Raw genomic sequence first — 14,845 nt, forward strand, 5'->3', positions numbered from 1 at the left:
TTTACTGATCCTTTAATACGCCTTCTTCCAAACGAAGAATGCGCTGACAACGGCGAGCCAGGGTTTCACTGTGAGTAACCAGAATAGTCGTGATATTATGCTTACGAACGACTTCGAAAAAAACATCCATCACTTTATCACCCGTATGCGTATCCAAGTTTCCACTTGGTTCGTCCGCCAGCAAAATGCGTGGCTTCACCACGAGGGCACGGGCGATGGCAACACGTTGACATTCACCCCCGCTGAGCTGGCTCGGGAAGTGATCAAGACGATGACCCAATCCCAATTCACGCAAAGCTTCCTCGGCACGTTGTTTAGGATTTTCCATTTTTAAAATTTCCAAAGCGAGAGCCACATTTTCCAAAGCCGTTAAATGCGCTATCAAATGGTACTGCTGAAACACGATGGAAATATTCTGCGCGCGGAACAAAGTTAATTCCTGTTCACTCATCGGCGACAGATTCACCTTATCCACAAGGATTTCCCCACGGTCTGCGCGTTCCAGGCCCGCTAAAATAGAAAGCAAAGTCGACTTCCCACTTCCAGATTGCCCTACGATGGAAACAATCTGACCTGGTTCAATCGTGACGTTCAACCCTTTAAGAACTGCGACCTCGGCATCGCCTTGATGAAAACTTTTACGGATATCGTTCAGGGTTAAGCTCATAACTTGCCTTTCAATGCATTAAAGATCGTGTCCGCGATAATTTTATGGCCTTCTTCATTGGGATGAATGCCGTCAGCAAGATTGTATTTTGGATTTCCCGCAACCTTATCCAGAATGAATGGAATAAAAGTCAGTTTGTATTTTTTGGCCAAATCCTCGTACATCTTTTTAAATTTCGCCGTATAGTCAGCGCCATAATTTGGAGGCATATACAGTCCACCCAAAATCACTTCGACTTTTTCTTTCTGAGCGTACTCAATTGCGGATGCCAGATTTTTCTGACTCTCCTCCACTTTCAAACCCCGCAAACCATCGTTTGCTCCCAAAGCCAAAAACACCACATCGGGTTTGGATTTAAACAACCACTTCATGCGCGAAATTCCGGAAGCGGTCGTCGAACCACTCACACCCGCATTAATGATAGACCAGTCTTTCTTGCCGGCTTCGTGCAACTTCTTTTCAAGTAAAGCGGGGTAAGCCGCTTCCTTGGAAACGCCATAACCTTCAGTGATAGAATCACCCAGGACGATCAATTTTTTTTGTGCAAACGAAAGCGAAGAGAATAAAAGAAGAAACGTGATAATTAGAGTTCTCATAAGGAACTATCAGACATCGTTACGGACCTTTGTTCAAGCCCAGAACAAATTATGGAGTCCGCAATGCCATTCACTTGTGATAATTCGGCATAAAAAAAGCCCCAAGGTTTCCCTTGAGGCTTTCGGAATTTGCGTTAGCAAAAACAACTAGCGATTGCCGTACTCGCGACGACCGCCACCACCGTTACCACGGTTGTTGTTGAAGCCACCACGACGAGGGCCACCCTCGCGAGGAGCTTGAGGACGAGCCTCAGAAACATTCAAAGCACGGCCATTCATTTCGATGCCGTTGCCTTTTTCAATAGCTGCATCAGCTGCAGTATCGTCAGTCATCTCAACAAAGCCGAAGCCTTTAGAGCGACCTGTTTCGCGATCCATGATAACTTTTGCGGAATCAACTGCACCGAATTGTGCGAAATGATTGTGTAGAGTTTCATCGTCTACAGAGTAAGGCAAGTTGCCTACGTATAACTTCTTAGCCACGAAAGACCTCCTATGGTCGTTTAAAAAACCCGAGGAAGCCTTCGAACAACTTAAAATCGATACTCACACGGGGAACTTGGGTAAACTAGATTAAGGCTAGCATAGCCCAATTTCCGTGCAAGCCCAATTTTAGGATCTCATATTATTAAACTGCAATGGAACCGCATAATTCCCAGAGCGAATCAGAGCAATACACTCTTGTAATTCATCTATACTTTTTCCAGTTACTTTTACTTTATCATCTGCAATTTGAGGCTGAACTTTTAGTTTAGCGTCTTTAATCGCTTTGATAATTTCCTTAGCAACTTCGCGGTCAATACCTTGCTGTAAAGTGACCTTCTGGCGGAGCATTCTTCCACCCACCGGCTCAATTTTATCGAACTTAGTGGCTTTGATATCTACTCCACGACGGTGCAATTTCGTCTGAAGGATACTGCCCATTTGTTCGATTTTATATTCATCTTCGGCAGACAAACTAATTTCTTTTTTATCTTTGTCCCAACCAATCTCAGCCTTACTCCCTTTAAAGTCATAACGACCCTCAACCTCTTTACGAGCCTGATTAATCCCATTATCAACCTCTTGAAGATTCAACTCAGAAACAATATCAAACGAAGGCATAAAAAAATTTCTCCGAAATTTTTTGGAAATTTGAAATTGGAGATTGGAAATTGGCAACTTCCAACATCCCCTAAAAAACAAAGACCAACTCCCCCTCCCCAACAAATCGTCGCAGAAGTAGAGTTGGTCAAAACGGTTCGAGCGCAAGGCGGAGGGTCATCCCCACAGCGCAGGCGTGCTTCAGGCACGTCGGAGCGAGGAGATGGCCCGACAACGCAGTCGATCGGGCCGTTTTCACCAACTCTTAGTGGTGGTGACCGGCGTCGCCGTGTAAGCCATGAGGATGGCCGTGTTGTTCTTCTTCTTTTGTGGCTGGTCTGATCAACGCCATCTCGATGTCGAATTCTAGATTTTGGCCAGCCAATGGGTGGTTGCCGTCTAGAGTTACATGAGAGTCAGTGATTTTTGTTACGCGAACGATGTGTTGACCTTCGCCCAATTCCAAACGAAGGTGCGCGCCGATTTCCAATTGTGGAAGGTGAGCAAGTTCTTCTTTAGGAACGTCCATGAACATGTTGTCGCGGATTTCGCCGTAACCATCTTTAGCGGCAAGCTTTACATTTTTCTTATCGCCTTCTTTCATGTCTTTGATTTCTTCTTCAAGTTTAGGAAGGATTTGTCCTGCACCTTCAAGGTATGGCAATGGATGACCCTTTTCAGATTTATCAAGGATTTGACCATCTGGGCCTTTTAGAACGTAGTTAAATGCCAATACTCTTCTCATAATGAGTCTCCTTATTTGATACGTCCGTATCCCACTTTTCCTAGCCTTTTGGCAATATAAAAGCCCTCATCTGCGACACAATTGGCGTAGAGCTTGAATTTCCGGCTCAATATTAGATATACTTGAGTATAGGAACGCACCAGAACGGGGGATACATGCAGCACATGACCTCACTGAGGTCCTTACTGCTTAACTCAAGTTACGAACCCATGCGGGTTGTAAGTTGGCAAAAGGCCTTAATATTGTGGTTTCAGGACAAAGTGGAGATACTCGAGTATCACCAGACTTTCGCCCGGTCTTTCCAGCGAAGGTTTCAGCTCCCCAGCGTATTGAGACTCAAATCATACGTTAAACCGAGGGGAAGCCATGCTGTCCGCTTCTGTCGAGAAAACGTATATATCCGCGATAACTACACCTGCCAGTACTGTGGCGAAAAACTCAACGCCAAACAGCTCACTCTTGATCACGTCGTACCTGCCTCTCATAATGGACCGAAAAATTGGACTAACGTTGTTTCAGCCTGCCGCGAATGCAACCAACGAAAAGCAAATCGCACTCCAAGAACTGCGAATATGCCTTTGTTGACAGAACCGCGCGCACCGAATTGGCTGCCAACTTTACAGTTGGAAATCAGCGCCGATCACGTTCCGCCTGACTGGGCACCCTACCTGATCCTAAAAACGGGATAGTCGTGTACATCGTCCTTATTCCCAGCTAACCTTTTACAAAGGGGGCTTGCGTGAATAAGGACATTCACAATCAGCTGGTCGCAGCTCTGACTACTATCATCAGTGAAACTAATGGGATTTCATTATCCGACACATTGGATTTGCTGCTTTCATCTGATTTAAACGACAAAAATCCGGAAGCGTACAAACTGGTTGCGGACTTTCGCAATCTGCTAAATCGTTTTCAAATCAATGAAATCACTATCACGACTTTATTAAAGCACCCGATCTCGGCAGCCTTGTTTGAGTTCTTTAAAAATTTCCCGTTGAAATACCATGAAGAGCACATTCATCTGACGGGCGCGATTTCCGCTGATTTCATTTATCCCCGTTTGAAAAAACTTTTGGAAGGTCCTGACAAAGAGATCTATGAGCAAAAGATTTCTGAAGTTTACGGTCCCCAAGCTTTACCAATTCGCAGTGTTGAAGATGTTGATAAGCTGATTCGTCTGCAGGAAAACGAAGGCTTCGCCCGTTATTTAAAAATTCTGTATCTTCCAAAATTGATCTTTTTAAATCGTGAGGTCCATGCGGAGGCTGCCTACCACATGGCGAATGATCTGTGGAAAAACTTTAATGTCGGCTCGGTTCGCCTTAAATTTTCCCTGTCACGTTCGACCTCCAGCTCTTCAGAGCAAATTCCTGGTATTGACGATGTCACACCCGAGGACGTTGTTTTAGGTCTGTATGACGGCTTTAAAAAATTCCAGGACGAGCACAGTGAGTTCCGCTTCATCCTTTCACCGTCATTCCGCAAAGAAGCCAATCATTTTGATGCGGAAAATTTTAAAACTCGCAAAGAACATTTCATGTCCCAGATCGACGAGCTGGTTCAAATGTTGGATAAATATCCATTTTTGCAAAAAGTAATGACGGATGCGGATACTGTAGGTGACGAACGCGAGCTTTACCGTAAAGAGCACTTTAATGAAATGAAGATGGGTTTTAGAAAACTGCAGTATCGTGGTTTTAAAATCCGCTCGCATCACGGTGAAACTTGGCACACTTTGAAAAAAGGAATCCAGGCTGTGGATAATGCCATGAACATCTGGCACATAGATACACTAGAGCATGGAATTAGCTTGGGAATTAATCCTAATAAATACTTCCACCGCCTGTATCAGGATTTCATTAAACGCAATAACGAGGGCAAGGGCTTTACAGAAAAAGATCCCCTGTACCGTGAGTTGACGGAACTTGATTGGGCTGACAACCGCCATGTCCTGGAAAAACTTTTGAAGGGCGAGCGTTTAAATGACGCAGAAAAAGTTTTGCTGGTAAAAGCAAAATTCCATACCGCTCGTGAAGTTGAACATTACCAACATGACGTTTTGAACCGAATGATTCAAAAAGGTGTGACCCTGGTTTCACTTCCCTCCTCGAATAACAAACTCACTGGTAAATTCGAAGACTATAAGGACCATCCGTTCTCGTGGTGGGAGAAAAAAGGTGTGCAGTTGGGAGTAGGTACGGACAATCACGTGACCTTAAATACCAACTTCATATATGAAATGCTGATCTTGCTTTACACCGATTCCGTAAATTTAAAGATCACAAAACTTTTGATGGTAACCACCGGAGAAAGCCGCAGACCTTACATCAGTCATCTGTTGTGGACGATGCGCAAAAGACTTAAAAACCTGACTAAGTAACTAGAGAGAGACATCACAGTAATGGCAGCTAAGAAAAATATCCTGAAAGACTTATTTAGCAAACACATGCTTATCGTCCTGTTTCTGGGCTTTGCGAGCGGCTTACCTCTGGCACTGACTGGCGGAACGTTAAAAACCTGGCTTGCCCGCGAGCAGGTTGATATCAGCACGATCGGTTACTTTAGCTGGGTGGGATTGTCTTACTCTTTGAAGTTTTTGTGGTCGCCTCTGCTGGATCGCTATACTTTATTTAAAGTCGGCCGCCGCCGTAGCTGGATGATGGCAACGCAGATTGCGATTATGGCTTCGTTATTATTCTTGGGAACTTTAAGCCCGTTGAACAATTTAAGCTTAATGGCGATCATGGCCGTGTTGATTGCCTTCTTTAGTGCCACTCAAGATATCGCGATCGATGCTTACCGCCGCGAGATACTTTCGAATCAGGAATTGGGTTTGGGGTCTTCTCTGAATATCTACGGATATAGAATTGCGATGCTGGTATCAGGTGGTTTGGGTATCGGCATGGTCGGAAATGAGTTCTGGCCAATTTCTTGGGGGCAGTTGTATTTCCTGATGGCTGCGATCATGGGCATCGGACTTTTAACGACATTCTTCGCACCCGAACCAAAACTTGATTCTCCTCCGCCGAAATCGCTATATCAGGCCGCCGTTGAGCCTTTTGCTGAGTTCTTAAGAAGACCGGGAGCTGCTTATATTCTTTTGTTTGTCTTGTTGTTTAAACTCGGCGACGCCCTGGCCGGTGCTTTGTTGCAGCCATTCTATGTACAAATGGGATTCACGAACGCCGATATCGGATTGGTAGCGAAGGTTTTCGGAACGGCGTCTTCGCTAGTGGGATTGTTTTTTGGCGGCATCGCCATCTACTACATCGGCATTTATCGCAGTCTGTGGGTGTTTGGTATTTTGCAGGCGATATCCACAGCGGCGTTTGCAGTCCTCACATTTACTGGCAATGCTTTAGTTCCTTTCGCTGCAGTCATCGTGTTTGAAGATATCAGCACAGGTATGGCTACCGCAGCGTTCGTGGCTTTCATGGCCGCACTTAGCAACAAGAAATACACAGCAACTCAATATGCGATTCTTTCCAGTGTTGCGACTTTGGGAAGAACATTCTTTTCTGGTTTTACGGGAGACTTGGTTAAGCATTTGGGTTGGGCGAATTTCTTTTATGCCTGCGCACTGATTGCGATTCCAGGATTGCTCATGCTTATAGGCATGAAAAAGTATCACACCGATGAAGCTCTTGATTCGTAAAATTTAGTTAGCCTCCCGGTGTATGTTCACACTGGATCTACAAGAGGTGTACGCGCCCACTTAGCATGGAGTCATGTACCTAGGAAAATTTCACTCCATCGTGCCTCCGTATCAGGTTGCCCAGGATGCCAGTCTTGATTGGCTTTCAACAGCCCATCAGCTTGCACAAAAAGGCCAGTCCCACACCAAGGAAGAGTATTTAAAAATGCTCCACCGAGTGGGCTGCTCGTCCCAACAAATTCAGCAACGATATTTTTTCGTACCTGATGTGGGCGAAATGGATTGGTCGCAGAATAAAATTTATCCTATTCCCGTCAGTAATCGCGGCGTCAGCATGCATTACCGTCACGAGTACTATCACAAGATCGTTCAAGATCTATTTAAACAGATTTACCATGAACGTGCATATCCTGACGATATGATCCACGTCAGCTGCACAGGATACGTTTCGCCAAGTGCCGCGCAGCTAATAGCTCTTAAATCACCAAAGCCCGTGACCGTCACTCATTCCTATCACATGGGATGTTATGGCGCCTTTCCGGCATTAAGAATGGCGGCAGGATTTTTAGCAAATGAATCTATATTAGGAGAAAAGCGCTGTGTGGATTTGGTTCACACCGAACTCTGCAGTCTGCACTTAAATCCCGAAGAGTCTTCGCTTGAGCAGATGGTGATTCAAAGTCTGTTTGCCGACGGCTGTATTGCTTATCGCATGAGTCACGATCAACCGGAATCAGGTTTTAAAATTTTATCCCTGTATGAAGAGATTATTCCCGACACCGCTGATGCGATGGAGTGGATGGTTTCAGATTGGGGAATGAAAATGACACTTTCTAAAGATGTGCCATCGATGGTCGGAACAAAAATCCGCGAGTTCACCGAGCGCTGGTTGAAAAAGCGTGGGTATGATCTGCCTCAACTTCAGAAAAATGCGCTATTTGCCGTCCATCCGGGCGGACCGAAAATTATCGACCAGGTGGCTCACCATTTAGAACTAAAAGATTCGCAGGTCGAAGCCAGTCGTCGACTTTTACATCGCCGGGGCAATATGTCTTCGGCAACACTGCCACATTTGTGGGAATCCATTATCCACGATGAGAACGTGCCTTCAGGAACTCAGATCGTTAGTTACGCATTCGGTCCCGGTCTGACCGTCTGCGGGGGATTAATGGAGAAGTTATGAGTGCTTTCCTGGTTCTCACCGTTCTTCAGGGTATTCTTATTTTTGTCGATGAAGTTTTTTTTCATCACAAAAGAGGACTTCCACGCTGGGAAAGACTGGGACACCCCATGGACACAGCAACGGTTCTGTCGTGCTTGCTTTTCATTGGACTTGCACCCAAAAACTCCTCCACTGAAATCATTTATTATTCCATGGCGATATTTTCGTGTGTCTTTATCACCAAAGATGAATGGGTTCATCGCAAGTTTTGCTCTGCGATGGAAATGTGGTTGCACGCCCTGCTTTTCGTAGTTCATCCGTTATTGTTGTTTTCGGCCGTCAGAATATGGGAGACACACCAACAAATGGTTTTAACGACTGCTGTGGGAGTGGTGATCTTTTTAGTCTATCAGATCGTGTATTGGAATTTCATCGAGTACAGACTGCAAGAGCGGCGCAGAGCCGCTCTTTATAGCGATCTTTCACAAGAAGATCGCTATGATTATTTTCGCGAATAAGTTTAGAACTCTGCTGTCATTGGATTTGGTCCTATGCGACCGTCCTTACTATCCATCTTTTCAATCTTAGCCATATCTTCAGCACTTAATTTAAAATCAGAAACATCAAAGTTTTCTTTAATGCGTGAAGGTGTCACGGATTTCGGAATCACGATAAAATTATTCTGCAAGTGCCAACGCAAAATCACCTGCGCTGTAGATTTACCATGTTTGGCTGCGATTTCTTTCAGGTGAGAATCATCTAAAAGTTTTCCCTGGCCCAGCGGACTCCAACACTCCGTGAAGATTCCATGTTTCTCATGAAATTCACGTAAATTCTTTTGTTGGAATTTTGGATGAAGTTCGATTTGATTTAGAACTGGAACTTCACCGGTCGCATCGATAATCCGAGTCAGATGTTCAGGCATGAAATTCGAAACACCAATGGATTTTGCTTTGCCCTGTTTTTTTATCTCCACCATGGCTTTCCAGGTTTCAAGATAAAGTCCACGGTGGGGAGATGGCCAGTGCACTAAATACAAGTCAACTTGTTCGATTCCTAACTTTTCCAAACTGGCATCAACTGCTTTCATCGCATTGTCATAGCCTTGATCATCATTCCAAAGTTTTGTTGTGATGAACATTTCCTCGCGTGCTAGGCCGCTATTTTTAAGGGCTCTGCCGACACCAGCTTCATTGCGGTAAATGGCCGCCGTATCAATTGATCGGTAGCCCACTTTCAAAGCTTCACTAACGGCAGACTCTGCACCGTCATCTGGTACCTGCCAAACACCGAAGCCCAATTGAGGCATGTGCGTGCCGTCTCTTAATGTAATTGCTGATTTGAAAGCCATGGAATTTCCTTTATTCAGGTATTAAGCGAGTCCGATCCAGCCCGCTAAAATTGCTGCTAATGTCAGTCCGCCAACAATAACCCATAGTAAAACACCTTGGATCAATGGCCGCACGCCGACACTACGTAATGTGTCGCGAGTCAAATTCGCGCCGATCAAGAACAAGGTGACCACTAAAAGTTTTTTGGCAAGTTCGTTAACGACTTTTCCTGCTCCCTGAAGCTGAGGGATCCAAGTAACTAGAGCAGCTGCTAGTAAAAATCCCAGAATAAACCACGGAAATTTTGTTTTGCCAGCCGTAGCTTCTTGTTTGCGGGAAACTAAATATCCAAAGAACAATGTCACGGGAACAATCCACAAGGCTCTTGCAAGTTTCACTGTTGTTCCCACTTCCAAAGCGTGAGCACCGTATTGCATGGAAGCTCCCACAACGGAACTGGTGTCATGAATTGCGAGCGCACTCCACAGACCAAATTGACCTTCAGTTAAATTGAAGTGATGACCCACAAGTGGGAAAACAATCAACGCCAAGGCATTCAGCATAAAAACGACACCCAATGAAACTGAGATTTCATGGGGCTTGGCTTTGATTGACGAAGATACCGCTGCAATGGCACTGCCTCCGCAAATGGCGGTACCGGCCGAAATCAAAATCGAAGTATCGCGCTCAGTTTTCAAAACTTTACCTAGGAAATAACCAAAAATCAGGGTCAACGAGATGCCAAGCACGGTGTAACCCACACCTTGAGCTCCCACTCGGCCTACGACATTCAAATCCATCCCCGCCCCCAAACCAACAACGGCGATGCTTAATAGGTTCGACGTCAACTTACGTGTTTTCGAAATATAGGGATTGCCAACAGTGATCGCGGTAACCAATCCTAAAACCAAGGCAAGTGCTGACGAAAAATTAAAAACAAAACACGCCACCGCAAGCAAGGGGATGAGTGCCATCGAAACTAGATATTGGATTCTTTGTGTATTCATAGGGAAAAGAGTAACCGACATAATTCTTGGTTGATACTAAATTGAAGATAAGCTCCAATATTTAAAAGGGGTATTCATCATGAAAGCTAAACTACCAATGATCGCGCGTATTCTTTTCGGTTTGATCTTTTTCCTTTCAGGAGTTGCGGGACTTGCGCAACAGATGGGGTTGATGCCACCTCCACCGATGGAAGGTATGCCACCAGCACTATTGACTTACTTCCAAGGGATCGTTGCTTCTGTTTATTTCATGCCGCTGCTTAAAATTACCGAAACCGTCTGTGGATTTTTGATTCTGATTGGCTGGTTCGTCCCACTTTGCCTTGTCATCCTGGCTCCGGTCGTTTTGAACATTTTCTTTATCCACGCGTTCCTGGCTCCAAGTGGCGTGCCTCTAGCTTTGATCCTGGGAGCTTTAATGATCTATTTAGCCTTTTTCGCGCCTCCATATGCGCCTAAAGTTAAGGCTTTGTTTCACAAAAAATAGTAAATAATTCAGCAAGTTGGACACGACAGACCTCTCCATGATAGAGGTCTGTCCATGAAATTCGAAAAATTCCACCTCTCTGAAGACCTTCTTCGCAACCTTGAAGATAACGGCTATTTCCGCACGACTGATATTCAGTTTAAAGCCATTCCCTCTATCCTTAAAGGCGAAGACGTTCTGGCAATCGCTCAAACCGGTACAGGTAAAACAGCGGCCTTTGCTATTCCACTGATCAACATGATTCACTCCGAAAAAAGCAGCAAGCGCGCGATCGGTATCAAATGCCTCGTCCTTGTTCCAACTCGTGAGCTGGCTCAGCAAATCGGTGAAGTGTTTAATAAACTTTCCAAACACACGAAGGTGAAACCCTTCGCATTGTTTGGCGGTATCGAACAAGATGCGCAAATCAAAAAGCTTCAAGACGGCATTGACGTTTTGATCGCAACTCCGGGTCGTATGTTTGACTTGATCTCTCAGGGCTTCATTAATTTGAATTTCATCGAGCACTTGGTTTTGGACGAAGCGGACCAGATGTTGGACTTAGGATTCATTGATGATATCGAAGATATCAAACGCAAGTTGAATCGTCGTCACCAGACTTTATTCTTTTCTGCGACGATCAATCCAGAGATCAAAAAGCTTGCATACTCTCAAGTTCGTAGCAGCGCGATCCGCATCGAAATTTCTCCAGAAGATCCGGTTTCAAAAAACGTAAAGCACTTTGTGATGTTCGTCGAAATGGATGACAAACGTTTCTTCCTGGCCGAGTACATCAATCAAAATCCAGATGGTAAATTCATCGTCTTTGTTCGGACTCGCGTCCGTGCCGAACGCGTCGCTAAAGCACTTGAGCGGGTTAATATCGCGTCTTTGACTCTGCATGGAGAAAAAGATCAAGTCGACCGCGCTGACGTGATGGCAGCCTTCCGCAAAGGTGAATGCAAAATCCTGATCGCGACGGATGTGAGTGCTCGTGGTATTGATATCCCTGACGTAACACATGTTATAAATTATGACCTACCAGAAAAACCTGAAAATTACGTTCATCGTATCGGTCGTACAGGCCGCGGTTTTAACAAAGGTATCGCTGTTTCCTTCTGCGCGACGGAAGAAAAAGAACAACTTGCGAATATCGAGGCTTTGTTGACCAAGCCGGTTGAAGTTATTAAAGTAAACAAAGCCGATTATAAAATTATCGCTTCTCAACCGGAAACTTCAGATATTGATAAGAGCCTTCAAGCCCTGCTTGATAGCGAAGATCTGTTTGCAAATCCTAAAAAAGCGAAGTGGAAGAAAAAGTAAAACGACGGAAATGAAATTTAGAATTTGCGCAGCCCTTACCCTCAGCTTGATTCTTTCAGCCTGCGCAACCAGCGGCGGACGACGCCAAATCATTCACGTTCACACAAACTCCCCGGGAGCCAAAGTCTATCAAGATGGCGAACTCCTGGGTCAAGCTCCCCTCCTTGCAGAAATCCCCCGAAAAAGCTCACTGCAATTAACTGCAGAAAATGGAAAATCCAAAACTGAAGCAGAACTCGATGGTCAATACCGCTGGGGACGAAGCTTTGCTGGCAACCTAGGTTTTTTAAGTTGGGCACCGATTGGATGGGCCACGGATTTATTAACGGGTGCTGCTTGGGAGTATGCAGACGACGTTACTCTTGATTTTCCCGCATCTCAGCAAGGCAGATATCAACCTCCCGTCTTAATAGCAGTCGCTCCCCCGCTTGCGGCCCATCCGAATATTGCAGACGAAGTGGGACGACTTATCAGCGCGGATTTAAGTGGCAAGCAAACATGGGCAACGGTTCTTTCATACAATCAGTCGCTGCCAGTTTTTAATGATCATGACATGGACAACGATGGCCAGGGAGACAAAGCCGACCGCTACGAGGCTGCCTATCGCTTGAAGGCTTCAAAAATATACCTCGGCACAGTGGATATTTCTTCCGATCCACAAAAAGTATTGGTTAAAGGTAAGCTTCAAGATGTTTTAAATCCCGCGGACTCTAAAAGCATGGACTTTGCTTTCGATAAATCCCTGACTCCCTCCATCTATGATGTGGGTTGGGCGGATCGCAACTCTGAGGTAGTAAACCTTTTACCTAATTCCATTTTCATTATTCCCGCTTCCGGAAGAACCAGTCTGACTATTAACGAACAAAATGTGCAAGCAGAGGAAGTCAGCTCTGAAGGCTTTGTTGAAAAGACTACGCAGTATCTGGCTGCTATCAGTTTAAAAAACTTTCTGCCCCCTTCAAAGCGCCAAGAATGGCGATATCATTTTCGCTTAACCCCGAGTTTAAGTTTTTCCTACGCTCGTGAACAATTTAATGAGATTCCGTCTTTGAAGGACGTGCAGTTTAAACGGTTTCATACTGATGTGGGTTGGGGCCCGAGTTTTAACTACGGAAACAATCGCTATAACTTGTACTTAAATATCTTTCCCACATTGGCTTACGATACCATCTCCACCGAATGGCAAGGTCGTGGCTATCGCGAAGACAGCCTTGGAGTGACTGTGGGCCTTGAGATAGGCGCGATGATATTTATCAAAGAGCGCTGGAGTGTTCAGATCTTTAGTCGAAGCGCTTCAGTACCCGAAGGCATGTGGAGTAATATCATCTCTGACGTAACCAATACTCCGACAACTGTGGACTCGGCATCTTTTGTGGCGGCGGGTATAGCTCTGGGATACACGTTTCCGAACAAAGATCTTCCTTTCTAAGAGTGACCAAGTATTGGTCACCTTTTTTACCTAATTTCACCGTTCTTGGCTTCAATCCGCCTATATAAACCTGAGCTCTGGCATAGCTTTCGCTATTCAAAACGAACCAGCGACAAGGGGAACGGGATGCTAGAAAGATCCATGAAATTCGTAGTGGTTTGCGTGATCAGCCTGCTTTCAAGCTTGTCTTGGTCAGCTACGAAAATCTATCTCCCTCAAGATAAAGAATACTTTACTTATTCATCTAAACTTGATCGCGCCTTACAATTGAACTCAGGCGAGCTTCAAGTTACCAACCAAAAAATTCCCAACACGCCTGTGGCTGTATGGAAGCTTTTCGTAAAGGCCTGCGTTCCCAGCGTGCGCAATGACCGCTACGCAAAAACCATGACGGCTCAAAAGACAGGGCCATTCACGGTTTTAAACTTTCAGTGCGACAACAAAAGTGACTACCATGCAATTCCAGAAACGATTCAGTTTATTGCAACTTTAGATCAGAATGAAATTCTGGCTGACTTGCAGGTTTTGCAGTTTGCAACTGACATCTCGAAACCCGCGAATATTAAAACCGACGACCCCAGTGATATTTTACTGGAAGTTGGTGCGGGTACTCTGATGCAAGGTCTGCTGGCAAAAGACCAAGACACAGTTGAGCACAATGACAAGATTATCAATTCAGTGGCAGGAAGTCTGGTTGCCGTTTCCAGCGCGGCCCTTGCCTATAAAGGACTTAACATCACCAAAAAGCAGGCCTATTGGATTGGCGTAGCCTCAAGTGTGGTGGCGAGCATGTTAAAGGGTGCCTATGATACCTATGCTGCGAAAGAAGTCGATGCGACAGATACCATCAGTCACCGCGCAGGATTTATTCCGAACAATATCGATATCAGCTTTAAAATTTCGTTCTAAGGACGGTCTTTTTTCTTTTTTCGAACGTAAAGTTTTTTAAGGACCGAGGCGACAAGCTCCCCGTTTGCATCAATCACTTGCACTGGCAGATCGAAGATATATTTTTCGCCAGAGGCCGTTTCTTTCAGAACTTTTTCGATGATCTCATCGTTGATTCTAAATTCAGCCGTCACTTTGGTTTTTCCCGGAGCAACGAAGTCTATGGTCGCTCCTTTATCCCAAACATAGTAATCCTGCCCCAAATTATTGATCAACATGAGCATATAAAAGGGATCCGTCATCGCATAAAGAGAACCGCCGAACTGCGTCCCAACGTAGTTACGGTTATACCAACTCTGCTTCAGGCAGACTTTGATATATCGATAGTCAGGGGAAATTTCCTCGATTTTGATTCCTGCCCCCAAATAAGGCATCCACAGGCTGATCAGATGCTTTACGAGCCAGCTTGGTGTTTTAGAGCCCATCTTTCTAA

The 14,845-nt window shown here is 45.1% G+C and carries 17 protein-coding genes; 9 read left to right on the plus strand and 8 right to left on the minus strand.

The features are described from left to right. Window position 1 precedes the first annotated feature (1 nt). The 5 genes from ACLSU7_RS10330 to ACLSU7_RS10350 all read right to left on the minus strand — a co-directional run bounded on the left by ACLSU7_RS10330 (window position 2) and on the right by ACLSU7_RS10350 (window position 3,091). Entirely contained in the window at window positions 2–667 is a 666-nt protein-coding gene (locus ACLSU7_RS10330) for an ABC transporter ATP-binding protein (RefSeq protein WP_413291804.1), read from the minus strand. Next, window positions 664–1,263, minus strand: a complete 600-nt coding sequence (locus tag ACLSU7_RS10335) for an arylesterase (RefSeq protein WP_413291805.1) — start codon at window positions 1,261–1,263, stop codon at window positions 664–666. The genes ACLSU7_RS10330 and ACLSU7_RS10335 overlap by 4 nt, the downstream gene beginning before the upstream one ends. A gap of 147 nt (window positions 1,264–1,410) precedes the next feature. Beyond that, window positions 1,411–1,746, minus strand: a complete 336-nt coding sequence (locus tag ACLSU7_RS10340) for an RNA recognition motif domain-containing protein (RefSeq protein WP_413291806.1) — start codon at window positions 1,744–1,746, stop codon at window positions 1,411–1,413. Between the two features lie 129 nt (window positions 1,747–1,875). Further along, complete coding sequence (locus tag ACLSU7_RS10345) at window positions 1,876–2,367, minus strand: YajQ family cyclic di-GMP-binding protein (protein ID WP_413291807.1); 492 nt, start codon at window positions 2,365–2,367, stop codon at window positions 1,876–1,878. A 244-nt stretch (window positions 2,368–2,611) separates the two neighbouring features. Further along, complete coding sequence (locus ACLSU7_RS10350; RefSeq protein WP_413291808.1) at window positions 2,612–3,091, minus strand: FKBP-type peptidyl-prolyl cis-trans isomerase; 480 nt, start codon at window positions 3,089–3,091, stop codon at window positions 2,612–2,614. 209 nt (window positions 3,092–3,300) lie between these two features. Here ACLSU7_RS10350 and ACLSU7_RS10355 point away from each other — a divergent pair, with 209 nt between their 5' ends. The 5 genes from ACLSU7_RS10355 (at window position 3,301) to ACLSU7_RS10375 (ending at window position 8,426) form a co-directional block, all read left to right on the plus strand. Continuing rightward, on the plus strand, window positions 3,301–3,780 hold the full coding sequence (locus ACLSU7_RS10355; protein WP_413295400.1) for an HNH endonuclease: 480 nt from the start codon (window positions 3,301–3,303) through the stop codon (window positions 3,778–3,780). A gap of 50 nt (window positions 3,781–3,830) precedes the next feature. Beyond that, a complete protein-coding gene (locus tag ACLSU7_RS10360) occupies window positions 3,831–5,471 on the plus strand; it encodes a hypothetical protein (protein ID WP_413291809.1) in 1,641 nt (546 codons plus the stop codon). Window positions 5,472–5,492: 21 nt separating this feature from the next. Then, window positions 5,493–6,746 carry an AmpG family muropeptide MFS transporter gene (locus ACLSU7_RS10365; RefSeq protein ID WP_413291810.1) on the plus strand — a complete coding sequence of 418 codons (1,254 nt, stop codon included), beginning with the start codon at window positions 5,493–5,495 and terminating at the stop codon, window positions 6,744–6,746. 73 nt (window positions 6,747–6,819) lie between these two features. Next, window positions 6,820–7,929: a 3-oxoacyl-[acyl-carrier-protein] synthase III C-terminal domain-containing protein gene (locus ACLSU7_RS10370; protein ID WP_413291811.1), complete on the plus strand. Its 1,110-nt coding sequence runs from the start codon at window positions 6,820–6,822 to the stop codon at window positions 7,927–7,929. After that, on the plus strand, window positions 7,926–8,426 hold the full coding sequence (locus ACLSU7_RS10375; RefSeq protein WP_413291812.1) for a hypothetical protein: 501 nt from the start codon (window positions 7,926–7,928) through the stop codon (window positions 8,424–8,426). The genes ACLSU7_RS10370 and ACLSU7_RS10375 overlap by 4 nt, the downstream gene beginning before the upstream one ends. Before the next feature lie 2 nt (window positions 8,427–8,428). On the opposite strand, the gene ACLSU7_RS10380 is transcribed toward ACLSU7_RS10375, so the two are convergent. Then, entirely contained in the window at window positions 8,429–9,259 is an 831-nt protein-coding gene (locus ACLSU7_RS10380; RefSeq protein WP_413291813.1) for an aldo/keto reductase, read from the minus strand. A 21-nt stretch (window positions 9,260–9,280) separates the two neighbouring features. Next, window positions 9,281–10,246, minus strand: a complete 966-nt coding sequence (locus ACLSU7_RS10385) for a YeiH family protein (RefSeq protein ID WP_413291814.1) — start codon at window positions 10,244–10,246, stop codon at window positions 9,281–9,283. A gap of 79 nt (window positions 10,247–10,325) precedes the next feature. On the opposite strand from ACLSU7_RS10385, the gene ACLSU7_RS10390 reads away from it, so the two are divergent. The 4 genes from ACLSU7_RS10390 (at window position 10,326) to ACLSU7_RS10405 (ending at window position 14,373) form a co-directional block, all read left to right on the plus strand. Next, window positions 10,326–10,733, plus strand: coding sequence for a DoxX family membrane protein (locus ACLSU7_RS10390; RefSeq protein WP_413291816.1), 408 nt, complete (start codon window positions 10,326–10,328; stop codon window positions 10,731–10,733). Between the two features lie 54 nt (window positions 10,734–10,787). Next, window positions 10,788–12,035 (plus strand): DEAD/DEAH box helicase, encoded by a 1,248-nt coding sequence (locus ACLSU7_RS10395; RefSeq protein WP_413291817.1) that lies wholly within the window; start codon window positions 10,788–10,790, stop codon window positions 12,033–12,035. 10 nt (window positions 12,036–12,045) lie between these two features. Then, entirely contained in the window at window positions 12,046–13,464 is a 1,419-nt protein-coding gene (locus tag ACLSU7_RS10400) for a hypothetical protein (RefSeq protein ID WP_413291818.1), read from the plus strand. 126 nt (window positions 13,465–13,590) lie between these two features. Beyond that, entirely contained in the window at window positions 13,591–14,373 is a 783-nt protein-coding gene (locus tag ACLSU7_RS10405; RefSeq protein ID WP_413291819.1) for a hypothetical protein, read from the plus strand. On the opposite strand, the gene ACLSU7_RS10410 is transcribed toward ACLSU7_RS10405, so the two are convergent. After that, on the minus strand, window positions 14,370–14,837 hold the full coding sequence (locus ACLSU7_RS10410; protein WP_413295402.1) for a DUF4442 domain-containing protein: 468 nt from the start codon (window positions 14,835–14,837) through the stop codon (window positions 14,370–14,372). The genes ACLSU7_RS10405 and ACLSU7_RS10410 overlap by 4 nt on opposite strands. Window positions 14,838–14,845 lie beyond the last annotated feature (8 nt).

It is taken from the genome of Bdellovibrio sp. HCB185ZH, assembly GCF_047302455.1.
Taxonomy (GTDB): Bacteria; Bdellovibrionota; Bdellovibrionia; order Bdellovibrionales; family Bdellovibrionaceae; genus Bdellovibrio.

Bases quoted from the DNA above. Each gene is read 5' to 3' on its own strand.
- ACLSU7_RS10400 (WP_413291818.1), top strand. From the start codon at position 12,046: ATGAAATTTAGAATTTGCGCAGCCCTTACCCTCAGCTTGATTCTTTCA.
- ACLSU7_RS10385 (WP_413291814.1), bottom strand. From the start codon at position 10,246: ATGAATACACAAAGAATCCAATATCTAGTTTCGATGGCACTCATCCCC.
- ACLSU7_RS10405 (WP_413291819.1), top strand. From the start codon at position 13,591: ATGCTAGAAAGATCCATGAAATTCGTAGTGGTTTGCGTGATCAGCCTG.
- ACLSU7_RS10410 (WP_413295402.1), bottom strand. From the start codon at position 14,837: ATGGGCTCTAAAACACCAAGCTGGCTCGTAAAGCATCTGATCAGCCTG.
- ACLSU7_RS10330 (WP_413291804.1), bottom strand. From the start codon at position 667: ATGAGCTTAACCCTGAACGATATCCGTAAAAGTTTTCATCAAGGCGAT.
- ACLSU7_RS10345 (WP_413291807.1), bottom strand. From the start codon at position 2,367: ATGCCTTCGTTTGATATTGTTTCTGAGTTGAATCTTCAAGAGGTTGAT.
- ACLSU7_RS10350 (WP_413291808.1), bottom strand. From the start codon at position 3,091: ATGAGAAGAGTATTGGCATTTAACTACGTTCTAAAAGGCCCAGATGGT.
- ACLSU7_RS10380 (WP_413291813.1), bottom strand. From the start codon at position 9,259: ATGGCTTTCAAATCAGCAATTACATTAAGAGACGGCACGCACATGCCT.
- ACLSU7_RS10365 (WP_413291810.1), top strand. From the start codon at position 5,493: ATGGCAGCTAAGAAAAATATCCTGAAAGACTTATTTAGCAAACACATG.
- ACLSU7_RS10395 (WP_413291817.1), top strand. From the start codon at position 10,788: ATGAAATTCGAAAAATTCCACCTCTCTGAAGACCTTCTTCGCAACCTT.
- ACLSU7_RS10390 (WP_413291816.1), top strand. From the start codon at position 10,326: ATGAAAGCTAAACTACCAATGATCGCGCGTATTCTTTTCGGTTTGATC.
- ACLSU7_RS10370 (WP_413291811.1), top strand. From the start codon at position 6,820: ATGTACCTAGGAAAATTTCACTCCATCGTGCCTCCGTATCAGGTTGCC.
- ACLSU7_RS10375 (WP_413291812.1), top strand. From the start codon at position 7,926: ATGAGTGCTTTCCTGGTTCTCACCGTTCTTCAGGGTATTCTTATTTTT.
- ACLSU7_RS10335 (WP_413291805.1), bottom strand. From the start codon at position 1,263: ATGAGAACTCTAATTATCACGTTTCTTCTTTTATTCTCTTCGCTTTCG.
- ACLSU7_RS10355 (WP_413295400.1), top strand. From the start codon at position 3,301: ATGCGGGTTGTAAGTTGGCAAAAGGCCTTAATATTGTGGTTTCAGGAC.